The organism is Nonomuraea sp. NPDC054003, assembly GCF_055585125.1.
Window position 1 is genome coordinate 667,533 of record NZ_JBVJKR010000001.1, and the last position, 24,423, is coordinate 691,955.

Here is a 24,423-nt window from a genome sequence, read left to right on the forward strand (position 1 = left end):
CCAACGGTTAGGTAAGACTAACCTAACGGGTTGGGGAGGATCAGCCGAACATGCCCTCCGCGGCCTCCAGCGCCCGTTCGCGGTCCGCCGCCACCAGGCCGATCCGGGTGCGCCGGTCGAGCAGGTCGCCGGCGTCGAGCGCGCCCTCGTGCCGCACGGACCAGAGCAGGTCGCCCCGGGTCAGGCCGAGACCGACCGGCTCGGGGCAGGACTCGACCAGCGGCCGGGCCGCCGCCGCCTCCGCGCCGTAGCGCTCGGCGAGCCCGCGCGGCGTCCCCGCGGCCGGCCGGCCCGCTCCCACCAGCGGGATGGCGGCCGTCCGGCTCGGGCCCGCGCGCAGCCCGCGCACCGCGACCGCCCGGTCCACGGCGTCCTGGGCCATCCGCCGGTAGGTGGTCAGCTTGCCGCCGACGACCGTGACGAGCCCGCCCGAGGACAGCACCGCGTGCCGCCGCGACAGATCCGCCGTGCGCCCGCCCGCCCCCGGGTCCCCGCGCCCGTCCCCGTACCCGCCCGTGTGTCCGTCCCCGTGCCCGCTCGTGTGCCCGCCGCTCGCCAGGAGCGGTCTGAGGCCCGCGTACGCGCCCGCCACGGCCTTCCTCGGCACTTCGATCTCCAGGACGCCGTTCAGCACGTCCAGGAGCGTCCTGACGTCCTCCTCGGGCGCCTCGGGGACGTCGGGCACCGGCCCGTCCACCGCGACGTCCGTGAGCCCCACGTACACCCGCCCGTCCGCTTGCGGCAGGACGAGCGCGAAACGGTTGCTCTCGCCCGGGATCGGCACGTGGAGCCCGGCCCGCAGCCCCGGCAGCGCGCCCGCCGGGAGCACCAGGTGGGTGCCGCGCGAGGGCCGCAGCCGCACCCTCGGGTCCAGCCCGCCGGCCCACACGCCGGTCGCGTTGACCACCGCCCGCGCCCTGATCTCGAACTCCTCGCCGGTCAGCTCGTCACGCACCCGGGCGCCGTCCGGGCGCAGCTCCAGCGCGCGGCAGCGGGTCAGGATCCGGGCCCCGTGCGCGGCCGCCGTCCTGGCGACGGCGACCACGAGCCGGGCGTCGTCGAGCACCCGCCCGTCCCACGACAGCAGCCCGCCGCGCAGCCCGTCCGCGCGCAGCACCGGGGCCAGCTCGCGGACCCGGCCCGCCGGCAGCGCCGACGGGCCCGGCAGCAGCCGCCGCGGGGTGCCCGCCGCGCGCCGCAGCCCGTCCCCCAGCAGGTAGCCGGTCATCACCGTCGCGGCCCGCGCCCCGGTGACCCCCGGCGTCAGCGGCAGCACGTACGGGTGCGCCCTGACCAGGTGCGGGGCGGTGCGGGTGAGCAGGACGCCGCGCTCCACCGCGCTCTCGTACGCGACCCCCACCTGCCCCTTGGCCAGATAGCGCAGGCCGCCGTGGATCAGCTTCGAACTCCACCTGGAGGTGCCGAAGGCGAGGTCCTGGGCGTCGATCGCGGCGACGCCCAGCCCTCGCGAGGCCGCGTCCAGCGCCGCGCCCGCCCCGGTCGCGCCCAGCCCGACCACCAGCACGTCCACCCGCTCCTCGGCGGTGCGGGCCAGCTCGCGCGCCCTCCGGGCGGCGTTCAGCGAGCTGCCCGGCACGACCCCGCTCACCGTCCCGCCGGGCGCGCGAGATAGGACTCCAGCAGGGTCGCGAGCTCGGCGTCGAGGTCGTCGAGGGTGAGCGGATCGAGCATGGTGGGCGCTGACAGCAGGAACGACTGGGCGACCAGCAGCACCGCCCTGGCCCTGCGCGGGTCGCCGAGTACGGGCTCCAGCACCGCGAGCACCGCCTCCTGGCTGGCCCCCCGCCGGTCGAGCAGATAGGGGAGCAGCAGCTCGGGATCCGCCTCCACGATCTTGCGCCAGAGCGGGTGCCCGCGCAGCCCGCGCACCCCGGCCACCACCGCGCCCACCGGATCGGCCAGGTCGAGCCCGCTGATCACCCGTACCCACTCGCGCGTCATCAGGTCGGCGACCAGCGCCCGCATGTCCGGCCAGTGCCGGTAGATCGTCATCCGCGAGACCCCGGCCCGCCGCGCCACGTCCGTGAGCGTGGTGCGGCGCACCCCGTAGGCCAGCACGCAGTCGCGGGCCGCGTCCAGCACGCCGTCATTGTGACGAATAGCCGTCATATGTCACAGTGTAACCGTGCGATCGGAACCGATGCTCTGGTCCGGCTGGGGCGACCCGGCCAAGGCCCGCGAGCTTCCAGAACAGGTCCGCCGGCTGCTCCACGATCTGCTGGGCGTGCGCGCGCCGGCGGTCCCCGCCGCCGGGCTGGAGTCCGTACGGGTGCCGCCCGCCGCGCTGGAGCCCCGGCTGCTCGACGCGCTCGCCGGCCTGGTCGGCGACGGGCACGTGCTGACCACGCACGAGGCGCGGGTCCGGCACGCCCGTGGCAAGTCCACCCCCGACCTGCTGCGGATGCGCTCCGGGGATGGCGCCGGCGCGCCGGACGCCGTCGTGCTGCCCGGCGGCCACGACGAGGTGGCGCGGGTGCTGCGGCTGTGCGCGGCCGAGCGGATCGCGGTCGTGCCGTTCGGCGGCGGCACCTCCGTCGTCGGCGGGCTCACGGCCGCCCGCGACGGCTTCGCCGGGGTGATCTCGCTCGACCTGGGCCGGATGGACCGGCTGGTCGAGGTCGACGCCGAGTCGATGACCGCGGTGTTCGAGCCCGGCGTGCCCGCCCCCGAGGCCGAGCGCCTGCTGGCCGCGCACGGCCTCACGCTGGGCCACTTCCCCCAGTCCTTCGAGTACGCCACGCTGGGCGGCTTCGCCGCGGCCCGCTCCAGCGGCCAGGCGTCGGCGGGATACGGCCGCTTCGACGACATGGTGACCGGGCTGACCGTCGCCACCCCCGAGGGCGACCTGGACCTGGGCCGGGCGCCCAAGTCGGCGGCCGGGCCCGACCTGCGCCAGCTCGTGCTCGGGTCCGAGGGCGCCTTCGGCGTCATCACCTCGCTCCGGCTGCGGGTGCGCCGCGCCCCGGCCGAGAAGGTGTACGAGGGCTGGCGCCTGCCCGGCTTCGCCGCCGGCACGGCCGCGCTGCGGGCGCTCGCCCAGGACGGCCCGCTGCCCACGGTCCTGCGGCTCTCCGACGAGACCGAGACCATGATCGGCCTGGCCCGCCCCGACCGGATCGGCGGCGGCGAGGCCGGCTGCCTGGTGATCGCCGGCTACGAGGGCGCCTCGGTGTCCGCCCGCCGCGAGGCCGCCGCCGCGGTGCTGTCCGGCCACGGCGGCGTCCCTCTCGGCGAGGAGCCCGGTCAAGGATGGGCGCACGGCCGCTTCTCCGCGCCGTACCTGCGCGACTCGCTGCTCGCCGCGGGCGCCACCGTGGAGACGCTGGAGACGGCCGGCTTCTGGGCCGACCTGCCGCGCCTGTACGACGCGGTCCGGCTCGCGCTGCTCGGCGCGCTCGGCTCGCCGCTGGTCATGTGCCACATCTCCCACGTGTACGAGACCGGCGCGTCGCTCTACTTCACCGTCGTCACCGCGCAGGAGGACGACCCGGTGGCGCAGTGGGAGCGGGCCAAGGAGGCGGCGAACACCGCCATCGTCGAGGCGGGCGGCACCATCTCGCACCATCACGGGGTCGGCCGCGACCATCGCGCCGCCTACGCCGCCGAGATCGGCCCGCTCGGCGTGGCGATCCTGCGCGCGGTCAAGGACCGGGTGGATCCGCGGGGGGTGCTGAACCCGGGAGCGCTCGTCTAGTCGAGCTCGACGACCCTGGACGCCTCCTCCGCCGCCTCGGCGGCCTCGCCGAAGCGGCGGAGCGCCCTGTAGGCGGCGGCCAGCGCGTGCAGGGAGCGCGCCAGCGGGGCCCCGCCCGCCCTCCTGGCCAGCGCCACCGACTCCTCGGCCGGGGGCAGCGCCTCGGCCGGGCACTTACGTCTCAGCTGCAGGGACGCCTCCATGATCAGGGCGCGCACCAGCAGGGAGGTGTGCTCGGGGTGCTCGGCCGCCAGATCGCGGCTCATCGCCACGGCACGGCTCACCTGGCGCAGCGCCTCGCGCGCGCTCCTCGTGGCGGCGTACGCGAGCAGGCCCTCGACGGCATCCACCTGCGTGGTGTTCCGCCTGAGCGCGTCATCGGAACCGTTCCGGGCCATGGCTAGCCCTCCCCTTGGCGACGACAACCGCTTGCTTGGGGCGACTGAGGTTACACCATCGTGAACCAGCTGTGTCGGCAACGGCACGCTCTGTTCGGATGCGCGCGACGTGATCTACGGGCAAAGATGGGGTCATGGTGGAATCAACGGCTGAACGGGGGAAGCGGGCATCCTCGCGGGTGTCCGAGGAGGGCGCCGGATGGGTGTGCCAGGAGATCGGCACGTTCGACCGGCTGCGGCCGAAGGACGAGGGCTTCACCTGGCTGAACCCGGTCACTCTGTGGAAGTCCCGCAACGAGATACTCGCCGGCCTGTTCGGCGACCCGTCCGGCGAGGTGCGCGAGCAGTGGGTGGCCGCCCTGCGCGGGCGCGGCACGGACCCCGATTTCCGGATCGCGCCCGAGGTCGGCGAGAGCTTCGACTTCCTGCTCGTCGGCGACACCGGTGAGGGCGACGCGTCCCAGTACGCGGTGGTGCCCGGCATGCTGAAGGCGGGGGAGGGCACCGCGTTCGCGATCCTGGCCAGCGACATCATCTACCCGGCCGGGTCGGGCAACGACTACCGCGACAAGTTCTTCCGCCCTTACCAGGACTTCGACGCGCCGATCTACGCGATCCCCGGCAACCACGACTGGTACGACGGGCTCGGCGGGTTCATGCGGGTCTTCTGCGACGCCTCGCTCAAGCCCAGGCCCGACCGGGGGCTGCGCGGGCTGCTGTGGCGCAAGCCCGAGACGATCGACGAGCCGGCCCTGGCCGAGGCCCGCGCGCTGCGCGGCCGCCCGGCCCAGCAGGTGACGCAGCCCGGACCGTACTGGGTGATCGACACCCCGAGCCTGCTCATCGTGGGCGTCGACACCGGCATCAAGGGCACCATCGACAAGGGCCAGACCGCGTGGCTGCGCCGCGTGTCGCTCGACCCCCGGCCGAAGCTCCTGGTCACCGGCAAGCCGATCTACACCGGCAACGCCTACAAGCCCTCCGCGCTGGAGGGCGGCGGCACCATCGACGACATCGTGCGCGACCCGCGCCACCGCTACGTGGCGGCCATCGGCGGCGACGTGCACAACTACCAGCGCTACCCGGTCCAGGTCGGCGACCGGGTCATCCAGTACGTCGTGTCCGGCGGCGGCGGCGCGTTCATGCACGCCACCCACACCATCCGGCGCGTCGACGTGGGCGGCGTGCACGAGGACGACTACCGCTGCTACCCGCTGCGCGGCGACTCGCTGTCCTTCTACAGCCAGCTCTACGCCAAGCGGCTGCGGATGAAGTGGCTCTGCCTCACCCCTGACGAGGCCGCCTGCATCATGGCCGAGCAGATCAAGAACACGCCGGTGCGGCCGGCCGGCGGCGCCGTGACGATCACCCGGCGGATGCGGTGGGCGGCGCGGCTGCTCGGGTCCTGGCCGTGGCCGTTCCGGCTGCCGGTGGACCGGGTGTTCCAGCACTTCCTGTCCGAGCTGTCCGACTGGGACACCCCGCCGTTCTTCAAGCAGTTCCTGCGCCTGTCGGTCACCCCCGACGCGCTCACCATCCGGTGCCACGCCGCCACCGGGTGCCTGCGGCAGGAGCTCGAACCCCCCATCGAGGACGAGGTGCGCATCTCTTTGTCGTAGCCGCCTGGCACCCTGGAGTCGTGTACGTGGTGCTGGCCGGAGAGCGGCTCCTTCCCGCGGGCGGGCCGCCCCGCCCCGCCGGGCCCGGCGCGGTGCGCGAGCTGGAGGCGTCGCGGCCGCGGTGGGTGTGGGCCGACACCCGCGAGGCCTACCCGCCGCTGCTCGCCGCCGGGGTGCGGGTCTCCCGCTGCCACGACCTCGCACTCACCGAGGCCCTGCTGCTCGCGTACGAAGGGCGTCACGGGGAGCCGCGCTCGGCCAGGGCCGCGCACGCCAGGCTGCACGGCCGGCCCGTCCCCGACGACGCGCCGGAAGATCCCGGCACGCTCTTCGCGCCCGAGCCGCTGCCCCCGGAGGCGGTGGCCGAGGTGCTCGCCGACCAACTCGCCCGGATCGCGGCGCTGCCCGATCCCGGCCGGTTCCGGTTGCTGGCCGCCGCCGAGTCCGCCGGCGCGCTCATCGCCGCCGAGATGAGCCACGACGGCATGCCCTGGCGCAGGGACGTGCACGACGCGCTGCTCGCCGAGATGCTCGGGCCCCGGCCGGTCCACGGCATGCGGCCGGCCAAGCTGCAGACGCTGGCCGACCGGGTGTCGGCGGCGTTCGGCCATCCGGTCAACCCCGACTCGGTGCAGCAGCTGGTCAAGGCGTTCAAGGGGGCCGGGGTGGCGATCAAGTCCACCCGGTCCTGGGAGCTCAAGCAGGTCGGCCATCCGGCGGTCGAGCCGCTGCTCGCCTATAAGGAGCTGGCCAGGCTCCACAGCTTCCACGGCTGGGCGTGGGCCGACCAGTGGGTGCGCGGCGGCCGCTTCCGGCCCGAATACGTGGTCGGCGGCGTGGTCTCCGGCCGCTGGGCGACCAGCGGCGGCGGCGCCCTGCAGATCCCCAAGGTGCTGCGCAGGGTGGTGGTGGCCGACGACGGGTGGGCCCTCGTCGTCGCCGACGCCGCCCAGCTGGAGCCGCGGGTGCTCGCCGCGATGGCGGGCGACGCCGGGCTGGCCGCCGCGGCGGGGGAGATCGACCTCTACTCGGCGCTGGCCGGCTCGTTCGGCGGCCAGCGCGACCACGCCAAGATCGCGATGCTGTCGGCGATGTACGGCGGCACCAGCGGCGACGCCGCCCGGCTGCTGCCCGTCATGCGCCGGCGCTTCCCGAAGGCCTACCAGTTCGTCGAGGACGCCGCCAAGGCCGGGGAGGAGGGCCGGCTCGTGCGGTCCTGGCTCGGGCGCACCAGCCCGCCGCCGTCCGCGTCGTGGCGCGAGCTCGTCTCCGGCCCCGAGGGCGGCCGGGCGGCGCGCGACCGGGGCAGGTTCACCCGCAACTTCGTGGTCCAGGCCACGGCCGCCGAATGGGCGCTGTCGCTCATGGGGGTGCTGCGCGGCCTGCTGCCCGGCCCGGCCAGGCTGGTGTTCTTCCAGCACGACGAGGTCATCGTGCACTGCCCGCTCGACCTGGCCGAGCAGGTGGCGGACGCAGTGGGCGCCGCGGCGGCCGAGGCGACCCGGCTGCTGTTCGGGGCCACTCCGGTGCGCTTCCCGATGGAGGCGGTCGCGGTCAGCTGCTACGCGGACGCCAAATAGCGCCCGACCGGCGGGCCGCCAGCGCCAGCCACACCCCGGCCAGCGCCACCATCACGCCCACGCCCGAACCGAGCACCCCGTACGACAGACCGCCCACGATCACGCCGGCCAGCACCGTGCCGGTCGCCCCGCACACGTTCATGAGCAGGTCCGACAGCCCTTGGACGGCCGTGCGGCCGTCGATCGAGACCGACTCGCTGACCAGCGCGGAGCCGGCCACCAGCCCGCACGACCAGCCCAGGCCGAGCACGAACAGCGCCACCGTCACCTGCCACACCTGGTGGCCCGCCGTGGCCGCCAGCACGGCGGAGACCAGCAGCAGGCTCATGCCGAGCAGCAGCACCGGCACCCGGCCCGCCTTGTCCGCCAGCCAGCCGACCACCGGCGACATCACGTACATGCCGGCGATGTGCAGGCTGATCACGATGCCGATCACGTCCAGCTCGGCGCCGTCGTGGTGCAGCTTGACCGGGGTCATCGACATGATCGACACCATCGCGGTGTGGCTGACGGCGATCATCACCAGGGCCTGGCGGGCCATCGGCGTGGTGCGCAGGATCCGCCACGCGGTGCGGACCGTCCGGTTGCCCGCCTCCGTCGAGGGCTTCCTGCCGTCGTGCTCCCTGGCCAGCTTGAGCGGGTCGGGGCGCAGTCCGGCGAAGACGATCAGCAGCGCCAGCGCGAACGCCAGCGCGGCGAACGCGAACGGCCCGGCCTTCCCCACCAGCCCGGCCTCCATGCCGATCCGGTCGGCGGGCTCGGCCAGGTTGGGGCCGGCCACCGAGCCGACAGTCGCCGCCCACACCACCAGCGACAGGTGCCGGGCGGCGTGGTTCCTGGGCGACAGGTCGGTGGCCGAGTAGCGGGCCGCCAGGTTGCCCGCGCTGCCGCCGCCGACCAGCACCAGCCCGGCCAGCAGCAGCTGCCAGTTGCCGAGGTTGATGGCGACGACCGAGATGGCGCAGCCGAGCAGCGCCGCCAGGTACGCCAGCGCCAGGCCGGACCGCCTGCCGCCCTTGCTCGACGCCTTGGCCGTCGGCAGGGCGAGCAGGGCCGCCCCCAGCACCGTCGCGGTCCCCGCGAAGCCGCTGATCATCGTCGACCCGGAGAGCTGGTCGACCACCACCGAGCTGAGCGCCAGGCCGACGGCGACTCCGACGCCGCCCACGATCTGCGCGGCCGAGAGCACGATCAGAGTGCGGCGCTGGACGGCCCGGAGATGGGCGGAGGGCGAGGCGTCAGCGGTCGTGGGGGTGCTGGTCACCCGTGAAGTCTCGCATAGCCCCAGAGATCACCCCAAAACGTTGTTTTTGGGACTACAGCACTGTGACGGGGTCACCTCGCCTGATCACGCCCGTGCCGTCGGGGATCAGGTTGACGCCGAACCACACCTTGCCGTCCCACCTGCGGTGACGGCTCAGGGTGCGGATCGGCTCCTTGCCCTTGGCGTAGGTGTCCGGGTCGACGGTCGTCAGCACGCAGCGGTCGCATCCCTTGGCGGCCCGGAACTCCACCTCGCCGATCCGCAGCCGCCGCCATCCGTCCTCGGCGAACGCCTCGTCCGCGCCCTCCACCACCACGCTGGGCCGGAACCTGCGCATGTCCAGCGGCCGCGGGATCTCCTCGCCCAGCTCGGCCGCCGTCTCCGCGACCCAGTCGCCGAGCCGGGCCAGCGAGGCCGTCGTGGTGAGCAGCAGCGGGTAGCCGTCGGCCAGGCTCACCCGGTCGCCGGGCAGGCCGTACGCGGGATCGACCGGGCGCCGGGTGGGGTCGTCCAGCCAGGCCAGTCTGGCGGGCCGCCCGATCAGCGCGGCCATCCACGCGGCCGCGTCGTCCCCGCAGTCGGTCACCTCCACCGGCGTCCCCCAGACGTTCGCCGTGAACCTGCGCGAGGTGGGGACGACGCGCAGCGGGTCGGCGTGCGGGCCGGTGAGTTTGATCGCGGCGCCGTCGGCCAGGGCCACGCAGGCCAGCATGATCGGATGCTCGCGGGCGGTGATCGGCTCGCCGCGCTCGTCCACGACGAGGTAACGCCGGTCGCCGGCCAGCCCCCACGGCTGCACCTCGGCCTCGGCCACCTCGTGCCCAGAGGTGGATTTGATGGGATAGAAGAAGATGCTCCCCAGCCTCATGTGCAGACCGTACAACATCACGATCTGACTTCCGGGCCTTCCACCAGGAAGGACGCCGGGTCAGGTGGACTGGCGGAAGGTGTCGAAGAAGACCTTGCGGGCCCCGGACTGGTCGTCCCAGACGAGCTCCGGCATGTCGAAGGTGATCGTGAAGGCCGTCTTGTCATCGACGGTGACGAACCGGGTGAGCGCGTGCATGGGCACCTCGTTCTCGGCGGCGTAGGTGTACTCCCAGTCGGTCGCCTTCCAGCCGCGGTAGTCGGTCTCCTGCAGCTGCACCTGGATGTAACCGTCCCTGCCGCCGTCCGCCTCCTCGCGGGTCAGCTCCGACAGGCCGCCGTCGGCCTGGGGCGCCACCTGGGCGACGATCACCTCGATGCCCGAGTCCTTCGGCCCGGTGATCGTGGTCTGGCCGCCCGAGGTGCTCAGCTTCCAGCCCTCGGGCACGCCCACGCTGAACCCCGGCGGGGTCTCCTCGACGTACCCGTCGGGCACCGGGGAGGCCTCGGCCCGCGACGGAGCGCTGCTGGCGACCGAGAGCGGGGTCGTCACGGGCTCGACGGAACCGCTCGACGCGTAGATCATCAGCGCGGCCACCACGGCGACCACGGCCGCCACGGCGGCGACGATCAGCAGCGGCGTCGGCCGCCCGTCGCGCACCCAGGCGTTGCCGTTCTCGTCCGGGGTGCGCCGGCTGGTGGTGGGCCGGCCGGCGGAGGTCCGATGGGGACCGCCGGGCAGCTGGGCCAGGCGGCTGCGGCCGACGTCCTTGGACAGCCTGTGCGACTGGTCGCGCAGGTCGTCGTCGGTCGCCAGCGGCCACCGGCCGGAGGCGCTCACGCTGCGGCTGTCGCTGGTCAGCGGCAGGATGGGCGGCGCCGGTTGCTCACCGGAGTCACCCGGCCCCCGCGTGCGGCCCCCGCCGGGGAAGGACAGGCCGTCCGGCTCCGGGTAGGCGCCGGACGCCCCGCCCGGCGTCGCGTACGGTCCGGACGCGCCTCCCGGCGTCGCGTAGGGGCCGGACGCGCCTCCCGGCGTCGCGTAGGGGCCCGACGTCTCCTGTCCCGGCAACGGGTACGGGCCGGACGTGTCGTGTCCGGGCAGCGGGTACGGGCCGGACGTGCTGCCCGGTGACGGGTAGCCGCCCGGGGCCGGGTCCGACAGCGACCTCGGGGCCGCCGAGCCGCCGAGCCCCGGAAGGGAGTGCGGGCCCGAGGAGAACGCGTCGAACCCCGGCTGCCGCACCTGGTCGGTCCGGTGACCGGACGTCGTGTCGTAGGAAATGCCGTACCCGTCGGAAGGGTTGTTCTCCGGGTCGTACGGGACGCGCACCGGGCCCGAGGGGGTCTCCACGATCCGCGAGGGCAGCGGCCCCGACGGCGGCTCCAGCGGCGGCAGCAGCCCGGCGGGCGTCGAGTCGCCCAGCGTGGGCAGCGGCGCGGGCGTCTCCGGGGTGCGCGGCCGTACCGAGCCGTGCGCGAGCAGCACCCGCTCCAGCCGGTCGGCGACCTGGTCGGCGGTGAGCCGCGCGGCCGGGTTCTTCTGCAGCAGCCCCTCGATCACCGGCAGCAGCGCGCCGGCGCGCTGCGGCCTGGACGGCTCCTGCGTGAGCACCGCGCCCAGCACCGCGACCGCGTCAGGACCCTCGTACGGGGGACGGCCCTCGACCGCCGCGTACAGCGTCGCCCCGAACGACCACAGGTCGGCCGCCGCCGAGATCGGCTGCCCCGACAGGCGCTCCGGCGGGATGTACGCGGGCGAGCCCATGAGCAGCCCGGTCTGGGTGATCGTGACGTCGCCCTCGACGGCGGCGATGCCGAAGTCGGTCAGCACCACCCGGTCGGCGGTGAGCAGCACGTTGCCCGGCTTGACGTCGCGGTGCAGGATGCCGGAGGCGTGCGCGTGCCGGAGCGCGTCGAGCACCCGGATGGCGATCTCGGCGGCCTGGATCACCGGCAGCGGGCCGCTCTGCCGCACCGCCTGCTCCAGCGACCAGGCGCGGACCAGCTCCATGACGATCCACGGGCGGCCGTCCTCCTCCACCACGTCGTGCACGGTGACGATGCCCGGGTGCTGCAGCCGCGCGGCCGACCTGGCCTCGCGCAGCACCCGCCGGTGCGCCGCCTGCTTGCCCGCGTGGTCCAGGCCGAACGGCAGGATGAGCTCCTTGACCGCCACGTCCCTGTCGAGCAGCACGTCGTGGGCGTGCCACACCATGCCCATGCCGCCCCGGCCGACGGGCGACATCAGCCGGTAACGCCTGCCGACGAGCTTGCCCTGGCTCTGTGGAGTGCCGCCTTCAGCGCCGGGGCCGCTGAGCACGCGGTCGGCTGCCATGTCCCGCCCCCATCTCCAGCCTCAAAGGTCACACAAGTCACGCCGTGGTTTCACATCATGGGATTCGTCACCATATAGGCACGTGAACCGGGGCGAAACCATAGTGTCGCTTTTCGGGGGTTGACGTGCGGTTTCGCTATACCTCGAAAGGATCAGCCACCGCGTCCGACAGCGCCCGCAGAGCCGCCGTGAACGCCTCCGCGGGAGGGCTGACGAGCCCCGCGCCGACCTGCCCGGTGCCCGCGATCCTGCCCGCGATGCCGGTGTTCACCACGGGCAGCAGACCGGTCCTGGCGACGAGCGTGACGTCGATGCCGGTGGGCGTGCCGCGGAAGCCGAGCCCCGGGATCTGGTAGGCGGGATGCTCCGCCAGCGTGATCTCGTACATCGACCGCGTGGCGGCCACCGCGTCCGCGACCTCACCGCCCACGAACCGGACGATGGCCGGGGCCGCCGCCATCGCGAACCCGCCCAGCCCGGACGTCTCGGTGATGGTGGAGTCGCCGATGTCCGGGTTCGCGTCGCCGGGCCCGTACGCGCCCAGGTACAGCCCGTCCGGCACCCCGGCCGGCCCGGTGAACCACCGGCCGCCGAGCCCCGACACCTGCACGCCGAAGTCCGTGCCGTTCCGCGCCATGGCCACGACCAGGGTCGAACCCGGCACGTCCCGGGCCGCGTCGGTGCTCACCTTGGCCGCGGCCATCCCCGCGTTGAGGAAGAAGTGGTCGTTGCCGGCGATGAAGCGCAGCACCTCCGACGCGTGCCCTGGGGCCGCGTCCGAGATCGCCGGGGCCAGCTCGCGCAGCAGCAGCGAGGTCGCCGCCCGGTTGCGGTTGTGCAGCTCGTCGCCCATCTGCAGCGCCTGCGCGATGAGCGACCGCAGGTCCAGCGGCCCGGTCAGCCCGATCGCCGCCGACAGCGCGGGCCCGAGCACGCCGTCCATCCAGCGCAGCCGGTCGAGCACCTCGGGCCCGTACGCGCCGTAGCGCAGCACCTTGCCCAGGCCCTCGTTGAGCGAGCAGTACGCGGTGCCGCCGTGCTCGGTGTCGCGCACCTCGAACAGCCACATGGACGGGCTGACGACGCCCGCCATCGGGCCCACGGCCGCGTGCTGATGGCACGGCTCCAGCCGCACCTCCCCGGCGGCGAGCCTGGCCGTCGCCTCCCGCTCGTCGTCCGCGTACCCCTCGAACAGCATCGCGCCGATCAGCGCGCCGCGCATCGGGCCCGACGCCCGCTCCCAGGTGATCGGCGGGCCCGCGTGCAGGAACGTGCGCTCCGCCGTCCGCAGCACCTCCGACGCCCGCCGTACGCCGGCCAGCTCCGGGCGGGCCGAGACCAGGCGGCGCACCGCCAGGTCGTTGGCCGCCTGCCTGCGCGGGTCGGCGAGCACCCTGGCCAGGGCGTCCGCGGTGCCCGCCAGGGGCGGGCGCCAGGAGACGCCGGTGACGGCGGCGGCCTGCTCGCGCAGCGCGTCCGCGAGCAGGCCGGCGCCGGCCGTGATGACATGGGGCGGGCCGTCGAGCAGTGTCATAGCGAGTCCCTGGCGTGCCGGGCGGCTTGCGCGTTGGAGGTGAACACGACGGCGCCGGCGTCGCGGAAGGCCGCGGCCTGCCGGAGCAGGTCCTGCGGGTCGGCCTCGGTGCCGATCAGCGCGACCACCACGGCGGCGGGCAGGGCGGCGATCGCGGGGGCGAGCCGGGCGGCGGGATCGGGGTCGGCGGCGTGGCCGAGCACCACGTCCATGAGCACCACGCCGCCAGGCGGCACCTTGCCCAGGGCCTCCAGCCGCAGCGTGGGGTCGATCATCGGGTGCGCCCGGCCCCGGGTGTAGACGTCGTCCCCGTAGTCGGTGAACTCCCCGGCCCCGGCGATCAGCGCCGCCTCGGCGCACAGCGTCCCACCGGAGTAGATCCCGATCAGCGGCCCGGGATCTTCGCCTGCCACCGTCACGGTTCTCCGGGCGGAGCCGTCCCAGCAGGGCCAGGCGGGCACTGGGCGGCCGAGGGCGCGCAGGGCGGCCTCGGCGGCGGCGGTGAGGTCGATGCCGGAGCCGAGCAGCGCCTCCACGACCGGCGTGCGCAGCGACTCCACGACCTGCCGCACGGTCCCCGCCACGTCCGGGTCCGGCGGCTTGGAGACCAGCACGATCAGCTCCGTGGCCGGGTCCTCGTCCAGCATGCGCAGCGCCCGCACCGTCGAGAGCCCGCCGACCGCCGCCGACAGGTCCCTGCCGCCGACGCCGAGCACGTGGCTGACCCCCACGCCCGCGAGGTCCAGCAGGCAGCTCACCTGCTGGGCGCCGGTCCCCGACGCGGCCACCAGCCCGACGGGCCCGGGACGCAGCACGTTGGCGAACCCCAGCCCCACCCCGCCGACCACGGCCGTGCCGCAGTCGGGTCCCATGACGAGCACGCCGCGCTCGTCCGCGCGCTCCTTCAGCAGCCGCTCCGACCCGACCGGCACCCCGTCGCTGAAGACCATGACGGGCAGCCCGGCCTCGATCGCGTCCATCGCCTCGGCGAAGGCGTGCTCGCCCGGCACCGACACCAGCGCCAGGTCGGCGCCGCCGCCGCGCGCCGCCGAGCGGGTGGTCAGCGGCGGCTGCTCGGCCTCCCGCGCCGGCCCCGCCGAGGAGAGCTCCGCCAGGTGGCGGTCCAGCTCGTGCGCCGCCGCCGCGGTGTCCGGCCCGCGCAGCGCGACCAGCAGGTCGCCCGGACCGGCCGGAGGCAGCTCGAAGCCCAGGTCGCGGGCCAGCTCCAGGTTGAGCTCCGTGGCCATGGCGACGATCGCCACCGCCGTGCCAGGCAGCTCGGACAGCGCCCTGCTCACCCGCATCAGCGCCACCGAGTCGTGGTAGACGCCCTCGCGTACGAAGACCGTGTCGTTCATCCCCGTCCCCCCAGCGCGCGTACGGTCTCCAGCCCGATCGCGATGCCCTGCGCCAGGTCGGCGCCCGAGGTGTGGCCCAGCCCGCACAGCCGGCGCAGCGCCGGCCCCAGCGGCTGCCGCCCGGTCAGGCCGCGCAGCACCGCGAGCACCTCCGGGCACGCCTCGCCGCGCGCCGCGCAGTGCAGCAGCGTCGCGGAGATCGGCGTGGTACGGGTGCGCGCGTCGAACGTGACGGTCGCCCCCAGCCACCCGGCCAGGTCGACCGCCCGCGCGGTGCCGGTCGCCGCCCCCAGGTGGCGCAGCGTCACCAGCAGCCCCGCCAGCACGTCGTCGCCGCTCGGCGTCAGCCCGGGGCCGAGGCCGACCAGCCGCTCGGCCGCCGTCACCGCGCCCAGCAGCCACCCGGAGGCGCAACTGGCCGCGAGCAGCTCGACCGCGTCGTTGCCGTCCAGGCCCGGCGTGCCCCGCCCGGCCAGGGCCGACGGCGGCGGCAGCGTCGCGGGATCGACCTCGCCCAGCCGCGGAGACGGGTCCCACCAGCGGCGGGCGCGCAGGCTCAGCCCGCCGACGTCCACCGAGCCGTCGCCCACGAAGGCCTCGTCACCCATGGTCACGCGCGGCAGCGCTCCGGCGAGCAGCATCGAGTTCGGCAGCCGGGTGGCCGGTCCCGTCACCACGGCGATCACCGCGGGCTCCAGCTCGGTCCTGACCTCCAGGTAGATCCCGGCGGGGAACGCGGCGAGCACCCGGGCGGGCCGCCTCGAAGCCTCCAGGACCGGGCGCACCGCGGTGCTCGCGGCGCCCGTGACGTGCGCGCGTACCCGCCTCACGTGAGTACCGACCGTCACCGGACCTCCCTACCGACCCTGGACCTGACCGTAGAACGGGCCCGGCAACCGCCCGTACGGAGAAATTTGCCAACAGTCAGCGGGAAGACTGGCTCTTCCTGACAGACGGTATGTGGGGCCACAATCTGTACATGGAGCCCCCAGTTCGTCTCGCCAGCACGGGAACGATCATCCACGGCGTGTCCGTCGGAGAGTTGCTGGGCGTGTCGACCCTCGCGGAGGCCCGGCTGATCGCGGGGGAGAGCGGTCTGGGCCGTATCGTGCAACGCCTCAACGTCATGGAGGTGCCCGACATCCTGGCCTGGGTGAAGCCGCACGAGCTGCTGCTCACCACCGGCTACCCGCTGCGCAACACGCCGCAGTCGCTCGGCCGCCTGGTCGCCGACCTGGACGAGCGCGGGCTGGCGGCGCTGGCCATCAAGCTCGGACGGTACGTCGACGAGCTGCCGTCGGCGATGGCAGAGCAGGCGGACCGGCTCGGCTTCCCGCTCATCCTGCTGCCGAACGACGTCGGTTTCGACGACATCCTCAACCAGGTGCTCACCGACATCCTCAACCGGCAGGCGGCCGTGCTCGTCCGCGCCGAGGAGGCGCACCGGGCGCTGGTGCAGGTGGTACTGGCCGGCGGCGGGCTGGACGAGGTCACCACGGAGGTGGCGGCGCTGCTGGACGTGTCGGTGGCCGCCGTCGACGGCCGCGGCCGGGTGCTGGCGTCGGCGGGCCCGCACGAGGCGGCGCTGCGCGAGTCCATCACCCGCGACTGGCCGCCCGGCGCGGCCGCGTCGCCCGGCGCCCGGACCGCGGTGTCGGTGCCGGTGATCGCGGGCGGGCACCACCACGGCCGGATCGTCGCCTACAGCCCGTCCGGGGACATCCGCGACAGCGACGTCGGCATCCTGGAACGGGCCGCCACCGTGGCCGCGCTCGCCGTCACCCGGCAGGAGGCGGTGAACGCGGTCGAGAGCAAGTACCGCGCCGACTTCCTGCGCGACGTGCTCACCGGCCGGGCCGGCTCCGCCGAGCGGGTGGTGGTCAGGGCGCGGGCGTTCGGCTGGGACCTGGAGCGGCCGGTGACCGTGCTGGTGGCCGAGCTCGACCCCGACGGCGACGAGCGCACCGCCCAGGACCGGCTGGTGACCTGCTGGACGGCCGCGATGCGCCGGCACGACCCGCGCGGCGCGGTGGCCGGCTTCTCCCACGAGGTGGTGGCCGTGGTGGACGCCTCGGTGGACGCCTCCCGCATCGCCAAGGACGCCGCCTCGGCCTTCGCCGACACGCCGCCCGTGACGTTCTCCACCGGCACCTCCCGCCCCAGCCGGGGCCCCGAGACGTTACCGGAGGCGTACTCGCAGGCGCTGAAGGCGGCCCGGGTGGGCCGCCAGCTGCACGGGCCCGGCGCCGTCGCGCACTTCGACCAGCTCGGCGTCTACCGGCTGCTGTCCCTGGTCAACGACACCGACGAACTGCACGCGTTCGTCCGGGAGACGCTCGGCCCGCTGGCCTCCGACGACGACGCCGAGAACGCCGACCTGCGCCGCACCCTGCAGGTCCTGCTGGAGACCAACCTCAATGTGGCCGAGACCGCCCGCCGGCTGCACTTCCACTACAACACGCTCCGCTACCGCATCGGGAAACTGGAGCGGCTGCTGGGCAACTTCACCGACGACCCGCACCTGCGGCTCAACCTGACCCTGGCCCTGCACGTGCTGAGGATGCGCGGCATCTAGGGTTGGCAGGCGTGGACTTCGAACTGCGCTCCGACTACATCCCGCTCTGCGACCTGCTGAAGTACTGCGGGGTCACCGAGACGGGCGGCCTGGCCAAGATGCTCGTCGCCGAAGGCATGGTGGAGGTGGACGGCGAGGTGGAGCTGCGCAAGACGGCCAAGATCCGCTCCGGCCAGGTCGTCACCGGTGAGGGCTTCACCATCCACGTCCACTGACGATCACCGGCCCCGCCGGGCAGAAGTGCGCAACGGGACCACTGGTCAACCGGGCAGATTTGGCAGATCATGCCCGTGTACCAGCGCGCCTGCTGGCCTAATGTGCCCGCAAGCAGCGGCCCGGTGAAAAGGGGTTCACATGGCATTCGGGTGGACCAAGCACGGCGACGGCAAGCATCTGGCACCAGGCGAGGTCGTGAGGCCGGACGAACGGCTGAGCTGGCCCCGCATGGTGGGGTTCGGCGCCCAGCACGTCGTGGCGATGTTCGGCGCCACGTTCGTCTTCCCCCTGGTGATGGGGCTCAGCCCGAACATGGCGATCATGATGTCCGGGGTCGCGACGATCCTGTTCCTGCTGATCGTCAAGGGGAAGGTGCCCAGCTACCTGGGCACGAGCGCCTCCTTCGTGGGCGGCGTGCTGGCGATCAGGGCGCTGTTCGGCGGCGACTCGCCCGAGGCCAGCTCCGTCGTGGTGGGCGCGATCCTGGTGGCCGGGTTCGTGCTGGCGCTGATCGGCCTCGCGGTCCACTTCCTCGGCGTCCAGGTCATCAACAAGATCTTCCCGCCGCCGGTCACCGGCGCGGTGGTCATGCTCATCGGGTTCGGGCTCGCGTTCGTGGTCGCGGACGTCTACTGGCCGCAGGACCAGTGGATGGCCCTGCTCACGATGCTGATCACGTTCGTCGTCGTGGTGGCGTTCAAGGGCTTCGTCGGCCGCGTCGCCATCCTCGTCGGCCTCGTCGCCGGCTACGTGCTCTCCTGGGCCGCCGACCGGGTCTTCGGCATGGTGCCCGCCTACGACGACGGCGCCGTGCAGGTCGCCGCGCACTTCCGGGTCGACCTCAGCGGGGTGGCCGAGGCCGACTGGTTCGGTCTGCCGCCCGTCACCTGGCCCAGCTTCCACACCTCGGCCGTGCTGCTGGTCCTGCCCGCCGTCATCGCGCTCGTCGCGGAGAACATCGGCCACGTCAAGGCCGTCGGCGAGATGACCAAGACGGACCTCGACCCGTACATGGGCCGGGCGATCGCCGCCGACGGCGTCGCCACCGTGGTCGCCAGCTCGGTCGGCGGCTCGCCGACCACCACCTACGCCGAGAACATCGGCGTCATGGCCGCCACCAAGGTCTACTCGACCGCCGCCTACTACATCGCCGGCGTCATCGCGATCCTGTTCGGCCTGATGCCCAAGTTCGGCGCGCTGGTCTCGGCCACCCCGTCCGGCGTGCTGGGCGGCATCACGGTCATCCTGTACGGGATGATCGGCCTGCTCGGCGCCAAGATCTGGATCGAGAACAGGGTGGATTTCGCCGACCCGGTGAACATGGTCCCGATCGGCGCGGGCATCATCCTGGCCATCGGACCGGTGAAGCAGTTGATCAGCAGCGACTTCAGGCTTGAGGGCATCGCGCTCGGCACCATCGTGGTGGTGGGCGGCTGGCACCTGCTCCGGGTCATCGCCCGCCGCACCCCCGAACCCGTCAGGATCGAGGCAGGGTGAAGCCGCCGCCGTTCGAGTACCACGCCCCCCGCGACCTCGGCGAGGCGCTGGAGATCCTGGCCGGGGCGGGGCCGCGTGGCAAGGTGCTCGCCGGCGGCCAGAGCCTCATCCCGATGCTCAACATGCGGATCGCCGCGCCGGACCACCTGGTCGACATCAACAGGCTCGGCGCGCTGAGCTCGATCGACGCGGGCCCCGGCGGGGTCACCGTGGGCGCGCTGGCCCGGCACGCCGAGGTGGAGCGGGCCGGCCCGCACCCGCTCATGGTCCAGGCGCTCCGGCTGGTGGCCCACCCGGTGATCCGCAACCGGGGCACCGTGGTGGGCAGCCTCGTGCACGCCGACCCGGCCGCCGAACTGCCCGCCGTGCTCGCCGTACTCGACGGCTCGGTGCGCCTGGCACGCCGCGCGCCCGGCGAGCCGTCGGCGTCCGGCCTGCCGGACGGGGTGGTGACCAGGGACGTGCCCGCGGGCGCGTTCTTCACCGGCCCCATGGAGTCGGCGGCCGAGCCGGGCGAGCTGGCCGTCTCCGCGCTCTTCCCCGCGCTGCCGCCGCGCACCGGCACCGCGTTCCGCGAGATCGCCAGGCGCCACGGCGACTACGCGCTCGCCGGGGTGTGCGCGGTGGTGACGCTCGACGAGGACCTGCACATCAGCGCCGCCCGGGTCGGCTGCGTCGGCGTCGGCCCCGTCCCGGTCGTGGTCGACGTGACCGAGGCCTGCGAACGCCGGCCCGCCGCGACCGTCCCCTGGCAGCGGGTCGCCGGGGCCGTACGGGAGCGTGCCGAGCCGGACGGCGACGTGCACGCCTCCGCGGCGTACCGGCTCCACCTGATCGGGGTGCTGGCCGAGCAGGCGGTCAAGGACGCGGCCAGGGAGGCGGCTGGATGAGCACCGGGACGGATTCGAGCCACGAGATCACCCTCGGCGTGAACGGCACCGCCCGCCGCGTGCGGGTGCCGGGCAGGCGGCTGCTGTCCGACTGCCTGCGCCACGACCTCGGCCTGACCGGCACCCACGTCGGCTGCGAGCACGGCGTGTGCGGCTGCTGCACGGTGCTGCTCGACGGCCGGCCGGTGCGCTCCTGCCTGATGCTGGCCGTCACCGCCGACGGGCACGAGATCACCACCGTGGAGGGGCTGGCCGGGCCGGACGGGATGTCGCCGGTGCAGCGGGCGTTCGGCGAGAGCCACGCCCTGCAGTGCGGCTTCTGCACGCCCGGCTTCCTCTGCACGGTGACGGCGCTGCTGGAGGAGAACCCCGCGCCGACCGACGAGGAGGTGCTGGAGGGCATCTCGGGAAACCTGTGCCGCTGCACCGGCTACCAGAACATCGTCAAGGCCGTCCACCGCGCCGCCGAGCTGAGGGCGGAGGAGTCATGACCACCAGGCTGTTCGGAGAGCCGGTGCAGCGCCGCGAGGACCCCCGGCTGCTCACCGGGCAGGGCCGCTTCCTCGACGACCTGGGCTCCGGCGCGCTGGCCGCCGCGTTCGTGCGCTCCCCGCACGCGCACGCCCGCATCCGCGACGTCGACGTCACCGCCGCGCTCGACGTCGACGGCCTGATCGCGATCTACACCTGGGAGGATTTGCCCGAGCGGGTCGGCCGGCCGCTGCCGCTGCTCATCCCGCACCCGGCGCTCACCCACGGCCGGACCGCCTACCCGCTGGCCAGGGAGACGGTGCGGCACGTCGGCGAGCCCGTCGTCATGGTCGTGGCCACCGACCGCTACCTCGCCGAGGACGCCTGCGGGCTCATCGAGGTCGACTACGAGCCGCTCAAGCCGGTCGTCGGCCTGGAGGACGCCGTGCAGAGCGGCCACCTCGTGCACGAGGACGTGCCCGGCAACATCGGCGCCCACCTGGTGCAGGAGGTGCCCTCCGCGTCCGGGCTGAGCGCGGGGGAGGCGATCGACGCCGCCCCGCACACCCTGTCGTTCCGGCTCGACATCGAGCGCAGCGCCAGCACCCCGCTCGAAGGCCGCGGCGTGTACGCCCGCTGGGACGGCGCCGACCTGCGCGTCTACTCCAGCACCCAGACCTCCACCAGCGTCCGCATGGCCATCGCGGCCGCGCTCGGCCTGCCGCTGACCAGCGTCGAGGTCATCGCGCCCGACGTGGGCGGCGGGTTCGGGGTGAAGATCGTGCACCCGTGGCCGGAGGAGATCCTGGTGCCGTGGGCCGCCATGCTGCTCGGCCGCGAGATCAAGTGGACCGAGGACCGGCGCGAGCACTTCATCTCCTCCGCCCACGAGCGCGGCCAGGTGCAGCACGTGCGGGTCGGCTTCGACGACGACGGCCGGGTGCTCGGCATGGACGTGCGCATCCTGCACGACCACGGCGCCTACACCCCGTACGGGATCATCGTGCCGATCATCACCTCCACCCAGCTGCTCGGGCCGTACAAGCTCGGCGCCTACCGGGTCGAGTTCTCCTCCGTCTACACCAACACCGTGCAGGTCACCCCGTACCGGGGCGCGGGCCGCCCGCAGGGCGTGTTCTGCATGGAGCGGACGATGGACAAGATCGCCCGCCATCTGGGCAGGGACCGCACCGAGGTGCGCGCCGCCAACTTCATCCAGCCCGACGAGTTCCCGTACGACCAGCGCATGACCTTCCAGGACGGCCGGCCGCTCATCTACGACAGCGGCGACTACCCCGAGATGCTCCGCCTGGTGAAGGAGCTGATCGGCTGGGACGACTTCGAGCCCGCGCCCAACCGGGGCATCGGCATCGGCTGCTACGTCGAGGGCACCGGCGTCGGCCCGTACGAGGGCGGGCACGTGCAGATCACCTCGGACGGGCGGGTGCACGTCTCCACCGGGCTCACCTCCCAGGGGCAGGGACACCAGACGGTGTTCGCCCAGATCGCCGCCACCGAGCTGGGCGTGCCGATCGAGCGGGTGTCCGTGGTCACCGGCGACACCCGCAGGTTCGGGTACGCGGTCGGCACGTTCGCCTCCCGGGCCGCGGTCATGAGCGGCAACGCGATCGCGCTCGCCTGCCGCAAGGTGCGCGAGAAGGCGCTGCGCATCGCCGCCGACGCGCTGGAGGCGAACCCGGCCGACCTGGAGATCACCGAAGGCATCGTGCACGTGGTCGGCGACCCGAAGGCGGCCGTCCCGCTGTCCACGGTCGCGGTGCTGGCCAACCCGCTGCGGTACGCGTTCGACGACGAGGCGGCCAAGGCCACCCAGTTCTCCGGCCAGTCGTCGGGCGGGGCCTCGCCCGACCGGCCGCCGGTCGCCGAGGGGGACGAGCCGGGGCTGGAGGGCCGCGACTACTACTCGCCGATCCGCTCCACCTTCGCAGCCGGCATGCACGCGGCCATCGTGGAGACCGACCCGCTCACGGCCGAGATCAAGGTCCTCAGGTACGCGGTCGTGCACGACTGCGGCAAGCTGATCAACCCGATGATCGTCGAGGGCCAGATCCACGGCGGGGTGGCGCAGGGCATCGGCGGCGCGCTCTACGAGCGGATGGTGTACGACTCGCACGGGCAGCTCGTCAACGCCTCCTTCATGGACTTCCTCATGCCGTACGCGACCGAGATCCCGCACGTCGAGACGGCCCACCTGGAGACCCCGTCGCCGCTCAACCCGCTGGGCATCAAGGGCGCGGGGGAGGCGGGGGTGATCCCGGTGTCGGCGGTCATCGCCTCGGCGATCGAGGACGCGGAGGGCGTCGACATCGACCGCATGCCGATCTCCCCGTCGGAGCTGTTCGACCTGCGCGGCTGATCGTCCGCCCGTGGCAGGATCTGCGGCATGCGAACGGACCGGACCGGCGCCGTCCCTGGGCCCCAGACCACAGCGGCAGAACAGGCGGCAGAACCGGCGACCAGACAGGAGGCAGAACCGGCGGCCGGACACGCGGCCGGACACGCGGCCGGACAGGCGGTAGAACAGGCGGCCGAGCTGCGGGCGCCCGGCGCCGGGCTGACTCGGTTCCCGGGCGACGCGGCCGGGACGGCCCGTGTCCGGGTGGTCGACCTGGCCTGGAACGAGCTCACCGAGCTGCCCGCCTGGGCCGGGGAGCTGACCGAGCTGGAGGAGCTGCGCCTCGACGGCAACCGCCTGCGCGCGCTGCCCGACCTGTCGCGTCTGGAGGCCCTGCGCGCTCTCCACGCCGACGGCAACCGGCTCACCGAGGTCCCGCCCCTCCCGCCCGCCCTGGAGACCCTCTCCCTGTACGGGAACGCCGTCGAGCGGCTGCCGGACCGTCTCGGCGACCGGCTGCGCCACCTGTCCGTCGGCGGCAACCGGATCACCGGACTGCCCGCGGCGCTGTGGCGGCTGACCCGGCTGGAGACGCTCAACGTCGCCGAGAACGCGCTCACCGAGCTGCCGCCCGCCGTCGCCGGCCTCACGTCGCTGCGCATGCTCGACGTGGGCCACAACCGGCTCACGTCCCTCCCCGCGGAGCTAGGCGACCTGCCGCTCACCGACTACCTGTACGCGAGCGACAACCTGCTCACCGAGGTACCCGCCGCCATCGGCCGCCTGGACCGGCTCGCCTACCTCGGCCTCACCGACAACCGGCTGCGCGCCCTGCCCGAGAGCCTCGGCCGGATGGCCTCCCTGGTCGAGCTCAGGCTCTACGGCAACCGGCTGGAGTCGCTCCCGGCGGGCATCGGCGGCCTGCGCCGGCTCCGCGAGCTCCACCTGAGGGGCAACCGGCTGGGCGCCCTGCCCCCGTCCATCGCCGGGCTGGGCGAGCTGCGCGTGCTCGACCTGCGCGACAACGTCCTGCGCGAGCTGCCCGACCTGTCGCCGCTCACCCGGCTCACCCATCTCGACCTGCGCAACAACCGGCTGCGCCGCCTTCCGGCGCTGCCGCCCGCCCTGGAGAAGCTCGACCTGCGCTGGAACAAGCTCGACGACGAACCGCCCGCCCTGCGCGACCTGGCCGCCCGCGGCTGCGTCATCCTGCGTTGAACGGGTGAACCGTCCTCACGGATGCTGCGTATCTCGGCACATGACGACTTTTCCACGTCTGGCCGCGTTCGGGCTGCTGGCCGGGCTCCTCGTCGCATGCACCCCCGGCGGCGACGGCGACTACGTCGCCGCGGGCCAGAAGCAGGAGCAACTGCCGGCGCTCACCGTGGAGCAGCTCGCCGACAAGGTGGGCTGCGCCCCGCGCATCCAGGTCGACGCCTCCGACATCCGCACCGGCTACTGCAAGACGGACGACGGCGAGTTCTTCGTGAGCACCTTCGCCACGGAGGACGGCAAGGACGCCTGGATGGACCAGGCGCCCGAGTACAAGCCGCACCTCGTCGGCCCCAGGTGGACCGTGCTCGCCGACCTGGAGGTGCTGGAGGCCCTGCAGATCCCGCTCGACGGCGACCTGCATTTGAGCGACCACCGCGTCAGCCAGTCGCCCGCCCCCGGCGACGACGCCGGCTCCGGCTACTGACCTTGCCCCCGGCGCGACCGAACTCGAAGTGTGCCAGCCCCACCCT

Annotated in this window: 20 protein-coding genes; 11 read left to right on the top strand and 9 right to left on the bottom strand. The window is 73.9% G+C overall.

Translation table 11 applies throughout. The features are described from left to right. Positions 1-40: 40 nt before the first annotated feature. Both ACZ6YG_RS02785 and ACZ6YG_RS02790 read right to left on the bottom strand, forming a co-directional pair. Positions 41-1,609 carry a glycerol-3-phosphate dehydrogenase/oxidase gene (locus ACZ6YG_RS02785; protein ID WP_466017035.1) on the bottom strand — a complete coding sequence of 523 codons (1,569 nt, stop codon included), beginning with the start codon at positions 1,607-1,609 and terminating at the stop codon, positions 41-43. Further along, positions 1,606-2,130 (bottom strand): TetR/AcrR family transcriptional regulator, encoded by a 525-nt coding sequence (locus ACZ6YG_RS02790; RefSeq protein WP_466017036.1) that lies wholly within the window; start codon positions 2,128-2,130, stop codon positions 1,606-1,608. The genes ACZ6YG_RS02785 and ACZ6YG_RS02790 overlap by 4 nt, the downstream gene beginning before the upstream one ends. 31 nt (positions 2,131-2,161) lie before the next feature. On the opposite strand from ACZ6YG_RS02790, the gene ACZ6YG_RS02795 reads away from it, so the two are divergent. After that, on the top strand, positions 2,162-3,715 hold the full coding sequence (locus tag ACZ6YG_RS02795) for an FAD-binding oxidoreductase (RefSeq protein WP_466017171.1): 1,554 nt from the start codon (positions 2,162-2,164) through the stop codon (positions 3,713-3,715). Here the strand turns inward: ACZ6YG_RS02795 and ACZ6YG_RS02800 are convergent. Then, on the bottom strand, positions 3,712-4,113 hold the full coding sequence (locus ACZ6YG_RS02800; RefSeq protein WP_148030427.1) for a hypothetical protein: 402 nt from the start codon (positions 4,111-4,113) through the stop codon (positions 3,712-3,714). The two genes, ACZ6YG_RS02795 and ACZ6YG_RS02800, sit on opposite strands and share 4 nt — an antisense overlap. A 134-nt stretch (positions 4,114-4,247) precedes the next feature. Here ACZ6YG_RS02800 and ACZ6YG_RS02805 point away from each other — a divergent pair, with 134 nt between their 5' ends. Both ACZ6YG_RS02805 and ACZ6YG_RS02810 read left to right on the top strand, forming a co-directional pair. Further along, a complete protein-coding gene (locus ACZ6YG_RS02805; RefSeq protein WP_466017037.1) occupies positions 4,248-5,732 on the top strand; it encodes a metallophosphoesterase family protein in 1,485 nt (494 codons plus the stop codon). 20 nt (positions 5,733-5,752) lie between these two features. Further along, on the top strand, positions 5,753-7,312 hold the full coding sequence (locus tag ACZ6YG_RS02810) for a bifunctional 3'-5' exonuclease/DNA polymerase (RefSeq protein WP_466017038.1): 1,560 nt from the start codon (positions 5,753-5,755) through the stop codon (positions 7,310-7,312). Here ACZ6YG_RS02810 and ACZ6YG_RS02815 read toward each other — a convergent pair. From ACZ6YG_RS02815 to ACZ6YG_RS02840, 6 genes are all read right to left on the bottom strand, one after another. Then, on the bottom strand, positions 7,287-8,576 hold the full coding sequence (locus ACZ6YG_RS02815; RefSeq protein ID WP_466017039.1) for an MFS transporter: 1,290 nt from the start codon (positions 8,574-8,576) through the stop codon (positions 7,287-7,289). The two genes, ACZ6YG_RS02810 and ACZ6YG_RS02815, sit on opposite strands and share 26 nt — an antisense overlap. A gap of 52 nt (positions 8,577-8,628) precedes the next feature. Next, positions 8,629-9,444 (bottom strand): MOSC domain-containing protein, encoded by an 816-nt coding sequence (locus tag ACZ6YG_RS02820; protein WP_466017040.1) that lies wholly within the window; start codon positions 9,442-9,444, stop codon positions 8,629-8,631. Positions 9,445-9,504: 60 nt separating this feature from the next. Beyond that, entirely contained in the window at positions 9,505-11,781 is a 2,277-nt protein-coding gene (locus tag ACZ6YG_RS02825) for a serine/threonine-protein kinase (RefSeq protein WP_466017041.1), read from the bottom strand. A gap of 136 nt (positions 11,782-11,917) precedes the next feature. Then, positions 11,918-13,315 (bottom strand): YlbE family protein, encoded by a 1,398-nt coding sequence (locus ACZ6YG_RS02830; RefSeq protein WP_466017042.1) that lies wholly within the window; start codon positions 13,313-13,315, stop codon positions 11,918-11,920. Beyond that, positions 13,312-14,673 (bottom strand): FdrA family protein, encoded by a 1,362-nt coding sequence (locus ACZ6YG_RS02835; protein WP_466017043.1) that lies wholly within the window; start codon positions 14,671-14,673, stop codon positions 13,312-13,314. Before ACZ6YG_RS02835 ends, ACZ6YG_RS02830 begins: the two co-directional genes overlap by 4 nt. Beyond that, positions 14,670-15,521, bottom strand: a complete 852-nt coding sequence (locus ACZ6YG_RS02840; protein WP_219543227.1) for an oxamate carbamoyltransferase subunit AllH family protein — start codon at positions 15,519-15,521, stop codon at positions 14,670-14,672. The genes ACZ6YG_RS02835 and ACZ6YG_RS02840 overlap by 4 nt, the downstream gene beginning before the upstream one ends. 131 nt (positions 15,522-15,652) lie before the next feature. Here ACZ6YG_RS02840 and ACZ6YG_RS02845 point away from each other — a divergent pair, with 131 nt between their 5' ends. From ACZ6YG_RS02845 to ACZ6YG_RS02880, 8 genes are all read left to right on the top strand, one after another. Beyond that, positions 15,653-17,248, top strand: a complete 1,596-nt coding sequence (locus tag ACZ6YG_RS02845) for a PucR family transcriptional regulator (RefSeq protein ID WP_148030436.1) — start codon at positions 15,653-15,655, stop codon at positions 17,246-17,248. 11 nt (positions 17,249-17,259) lie between these two features. Continuing rightward, entirely contained in the window at positions 17,260-17,463 is a 204-nt protein-coding gene (locus tag ACZ6YG_RS02850; protein WP_148030437.1) for an RNA-binding S4 domain-containing protein, read from the top strand. A gap of 139 nt (positions 17,464-17,602) precedes the next feature. Then, complete coding sequence (locus tag ACZ6YG_RS02855) at positions 17,603-18,961, top strand: uracil-xanthine permease family protein (protein WP_219543228.1); 1,359 nt, start codon at positions 17,603-17,605, stop codon at positions 18,959-18,961. Continuing rightward, positions 18,958-19,851 (top strand): FAD binding domain-containing protein, encoded by an 894-nt coding sequence (locus ACZ6YG_RS02860; RefSeq protein WP_466017044.1) that lies wholly within the window; start codon positions 18,958-18,960, stop codon positions 19,849-19,851. Before ACZ6YG_RS02855 ends, ACZ6YG_RS02860 begins: the two co-directional genes overlap by 4 nt. After that, positions 19,848-20,342 carry a (2Fe-2S)-binding protein gene (locus ACZ6YG_RS02865; RefSeq protein ID WP_148030440.1) on the top strand — a complete coding sequence of 165 codons (495 nt, stop codon included), beginning with the start codon at positions 19,848-19,850 and terminating at the stop codon, positions 20,340-20,342. The genes ACZ6YG_RS02860 and ACZ6YG_RS02865 overlap by 4 nt, the downstream gene beginning before the upstream one ends. After that, positions 20,339-22,699, top strand: coding sequence for an aerobic carbon-monoxide dehydrogenase large subunit (gene cutA, locus ACZ6YG_RS02870; RefSeq protein ID WP_148030441.1), 2,361 nt, complete (start codon positions 20,339-20,341; stop codon positions 22,697-22,699). The genes ACZ6YG_RS02865 and cutA overlap by 4 nt, the downstream gene beginning before the upstream one ends. A 27-nt stretch (positions 22,700-22,726) precedes the next feature. Continuing rightward, complete coding sequence (locus ACZ6YG_RS02875) at positions 22,727-23,896, top strand: leucine-rich repeat domain-containing protein (RefSeq protein WP_466017045.1); 1,170 nt, start codon at positions 22,727-22,729, stop codon at positions 23,894-23,896. 40 nt (positions 23,897-23,936) lie between these two features. Beyond that, entirely contained in the window at positions 23,937-24,377 is a 441-nt protein-coding gene (locus tag ACZ6YG_RS02880; protein ID WP_466017046.1) for a hypothetical protein, read from the top strand. Positions 24,378-24,423 lie beyond the last annotated feature (46 nt).

Coding starts and splice junctions, on each gene's coding strand:
- ACZ6YG_RS02790 (WP_466017036.1), bottom strand. CDS start 2,130: ATGACGGCTATTCGTCACAATGACGGCGTGCTGGACGCGGCCCGCGAC.
- ACZ6YG_RS02795 (WP_466017171.1), top strand. CDS start 2,162: ATGCTCTGGTCCGGCTGGGGCGACCCGGCCAAGGCCCGCGAGCTTCCA.
- ACZ6YG_RS02800 (WP_148030427.1), bottom strand. CDS start 4,113: ATGGCCCGGAACGGTTCCGATGACGCGCTCAGGCGGAACACCACGCAG.
- ACZ6YG_RS02805 (WP_466017037.1), top strand. CDS start 4,248: ATGGTGGAATCAACGGCTGAACGGGGGAAGCGGGCATCCTCGCGGGTG.
- ACZ6YG_RS02820 (WP_466017040.1), bottom strand. CDS start 9,444: ATGAGGCTGGGGAGCATCTTCTTCTATCCCATCAAATCCACCTCTGGG.
- ACZ6YG_RS02825 (WP_466017041.1), bottom strand. CDS start 11,781: ATGGCAGCCGACCGCGTGCTCAGCGGCCCCGGCGCTGAAGGCGGCACT.
- ACZ6YG_RS02830 (WP_466017042.1), bottom strand. CDS start 13,315: ATGACACTGCTCGACGGCCCGCCCCATGTCATCACGGCCGGCGCCGGC.
- ACZ6YG_RS02835 (WP_466017043.1), bottom strand. CDS start 14,673: ATGAACGACACGGTCTTCGTACGCGAGGGCGTCTACCACGACTCGGTG.
- ACZ6YG_RS02845 (WP_148030436.1), top strand. CDS start 15,653: ATGGAGCCCCCAGTTCGTCTCGCCAGCACGGGAACGATCATCCACGGC.
- ACZ6YG_RS02855 (WP_219543228.1), top strand. CDS start 17,603: ATGGCATTCGGGTGGACCAAGCACGGCGACGGCAAGCATCTGGCACCA.
- ACZ6YG_RS02865 (WP_148030440.1), top strand. CDS start 19,848: ATGAGCACCGGGACGGATTCGAGCCACGAGATCACCCTCGGCGTGAAC.
- cutA (WP_148030441.1), top strand. CDS start 20,339: ATGACCACCAGGCTGTTCGGAGAGCCGGTGCAGCGCCGCGAGGACCCC.
- ACZ6YG_RS02875 (WP_466017045.1), top strand. CDS start 22,727: ATGCGAACGGACCGGACCGGCGCCGTCCCTGGGCCCCAGACCACAGCG.
- ACZ6YG_RS02880 (WP_466017046.1), top strand. CDS start 23,937: ATGACGACTTTTCCACGTCTGGCCGCGTTCGGGCTGCTGGCCGGGCTC.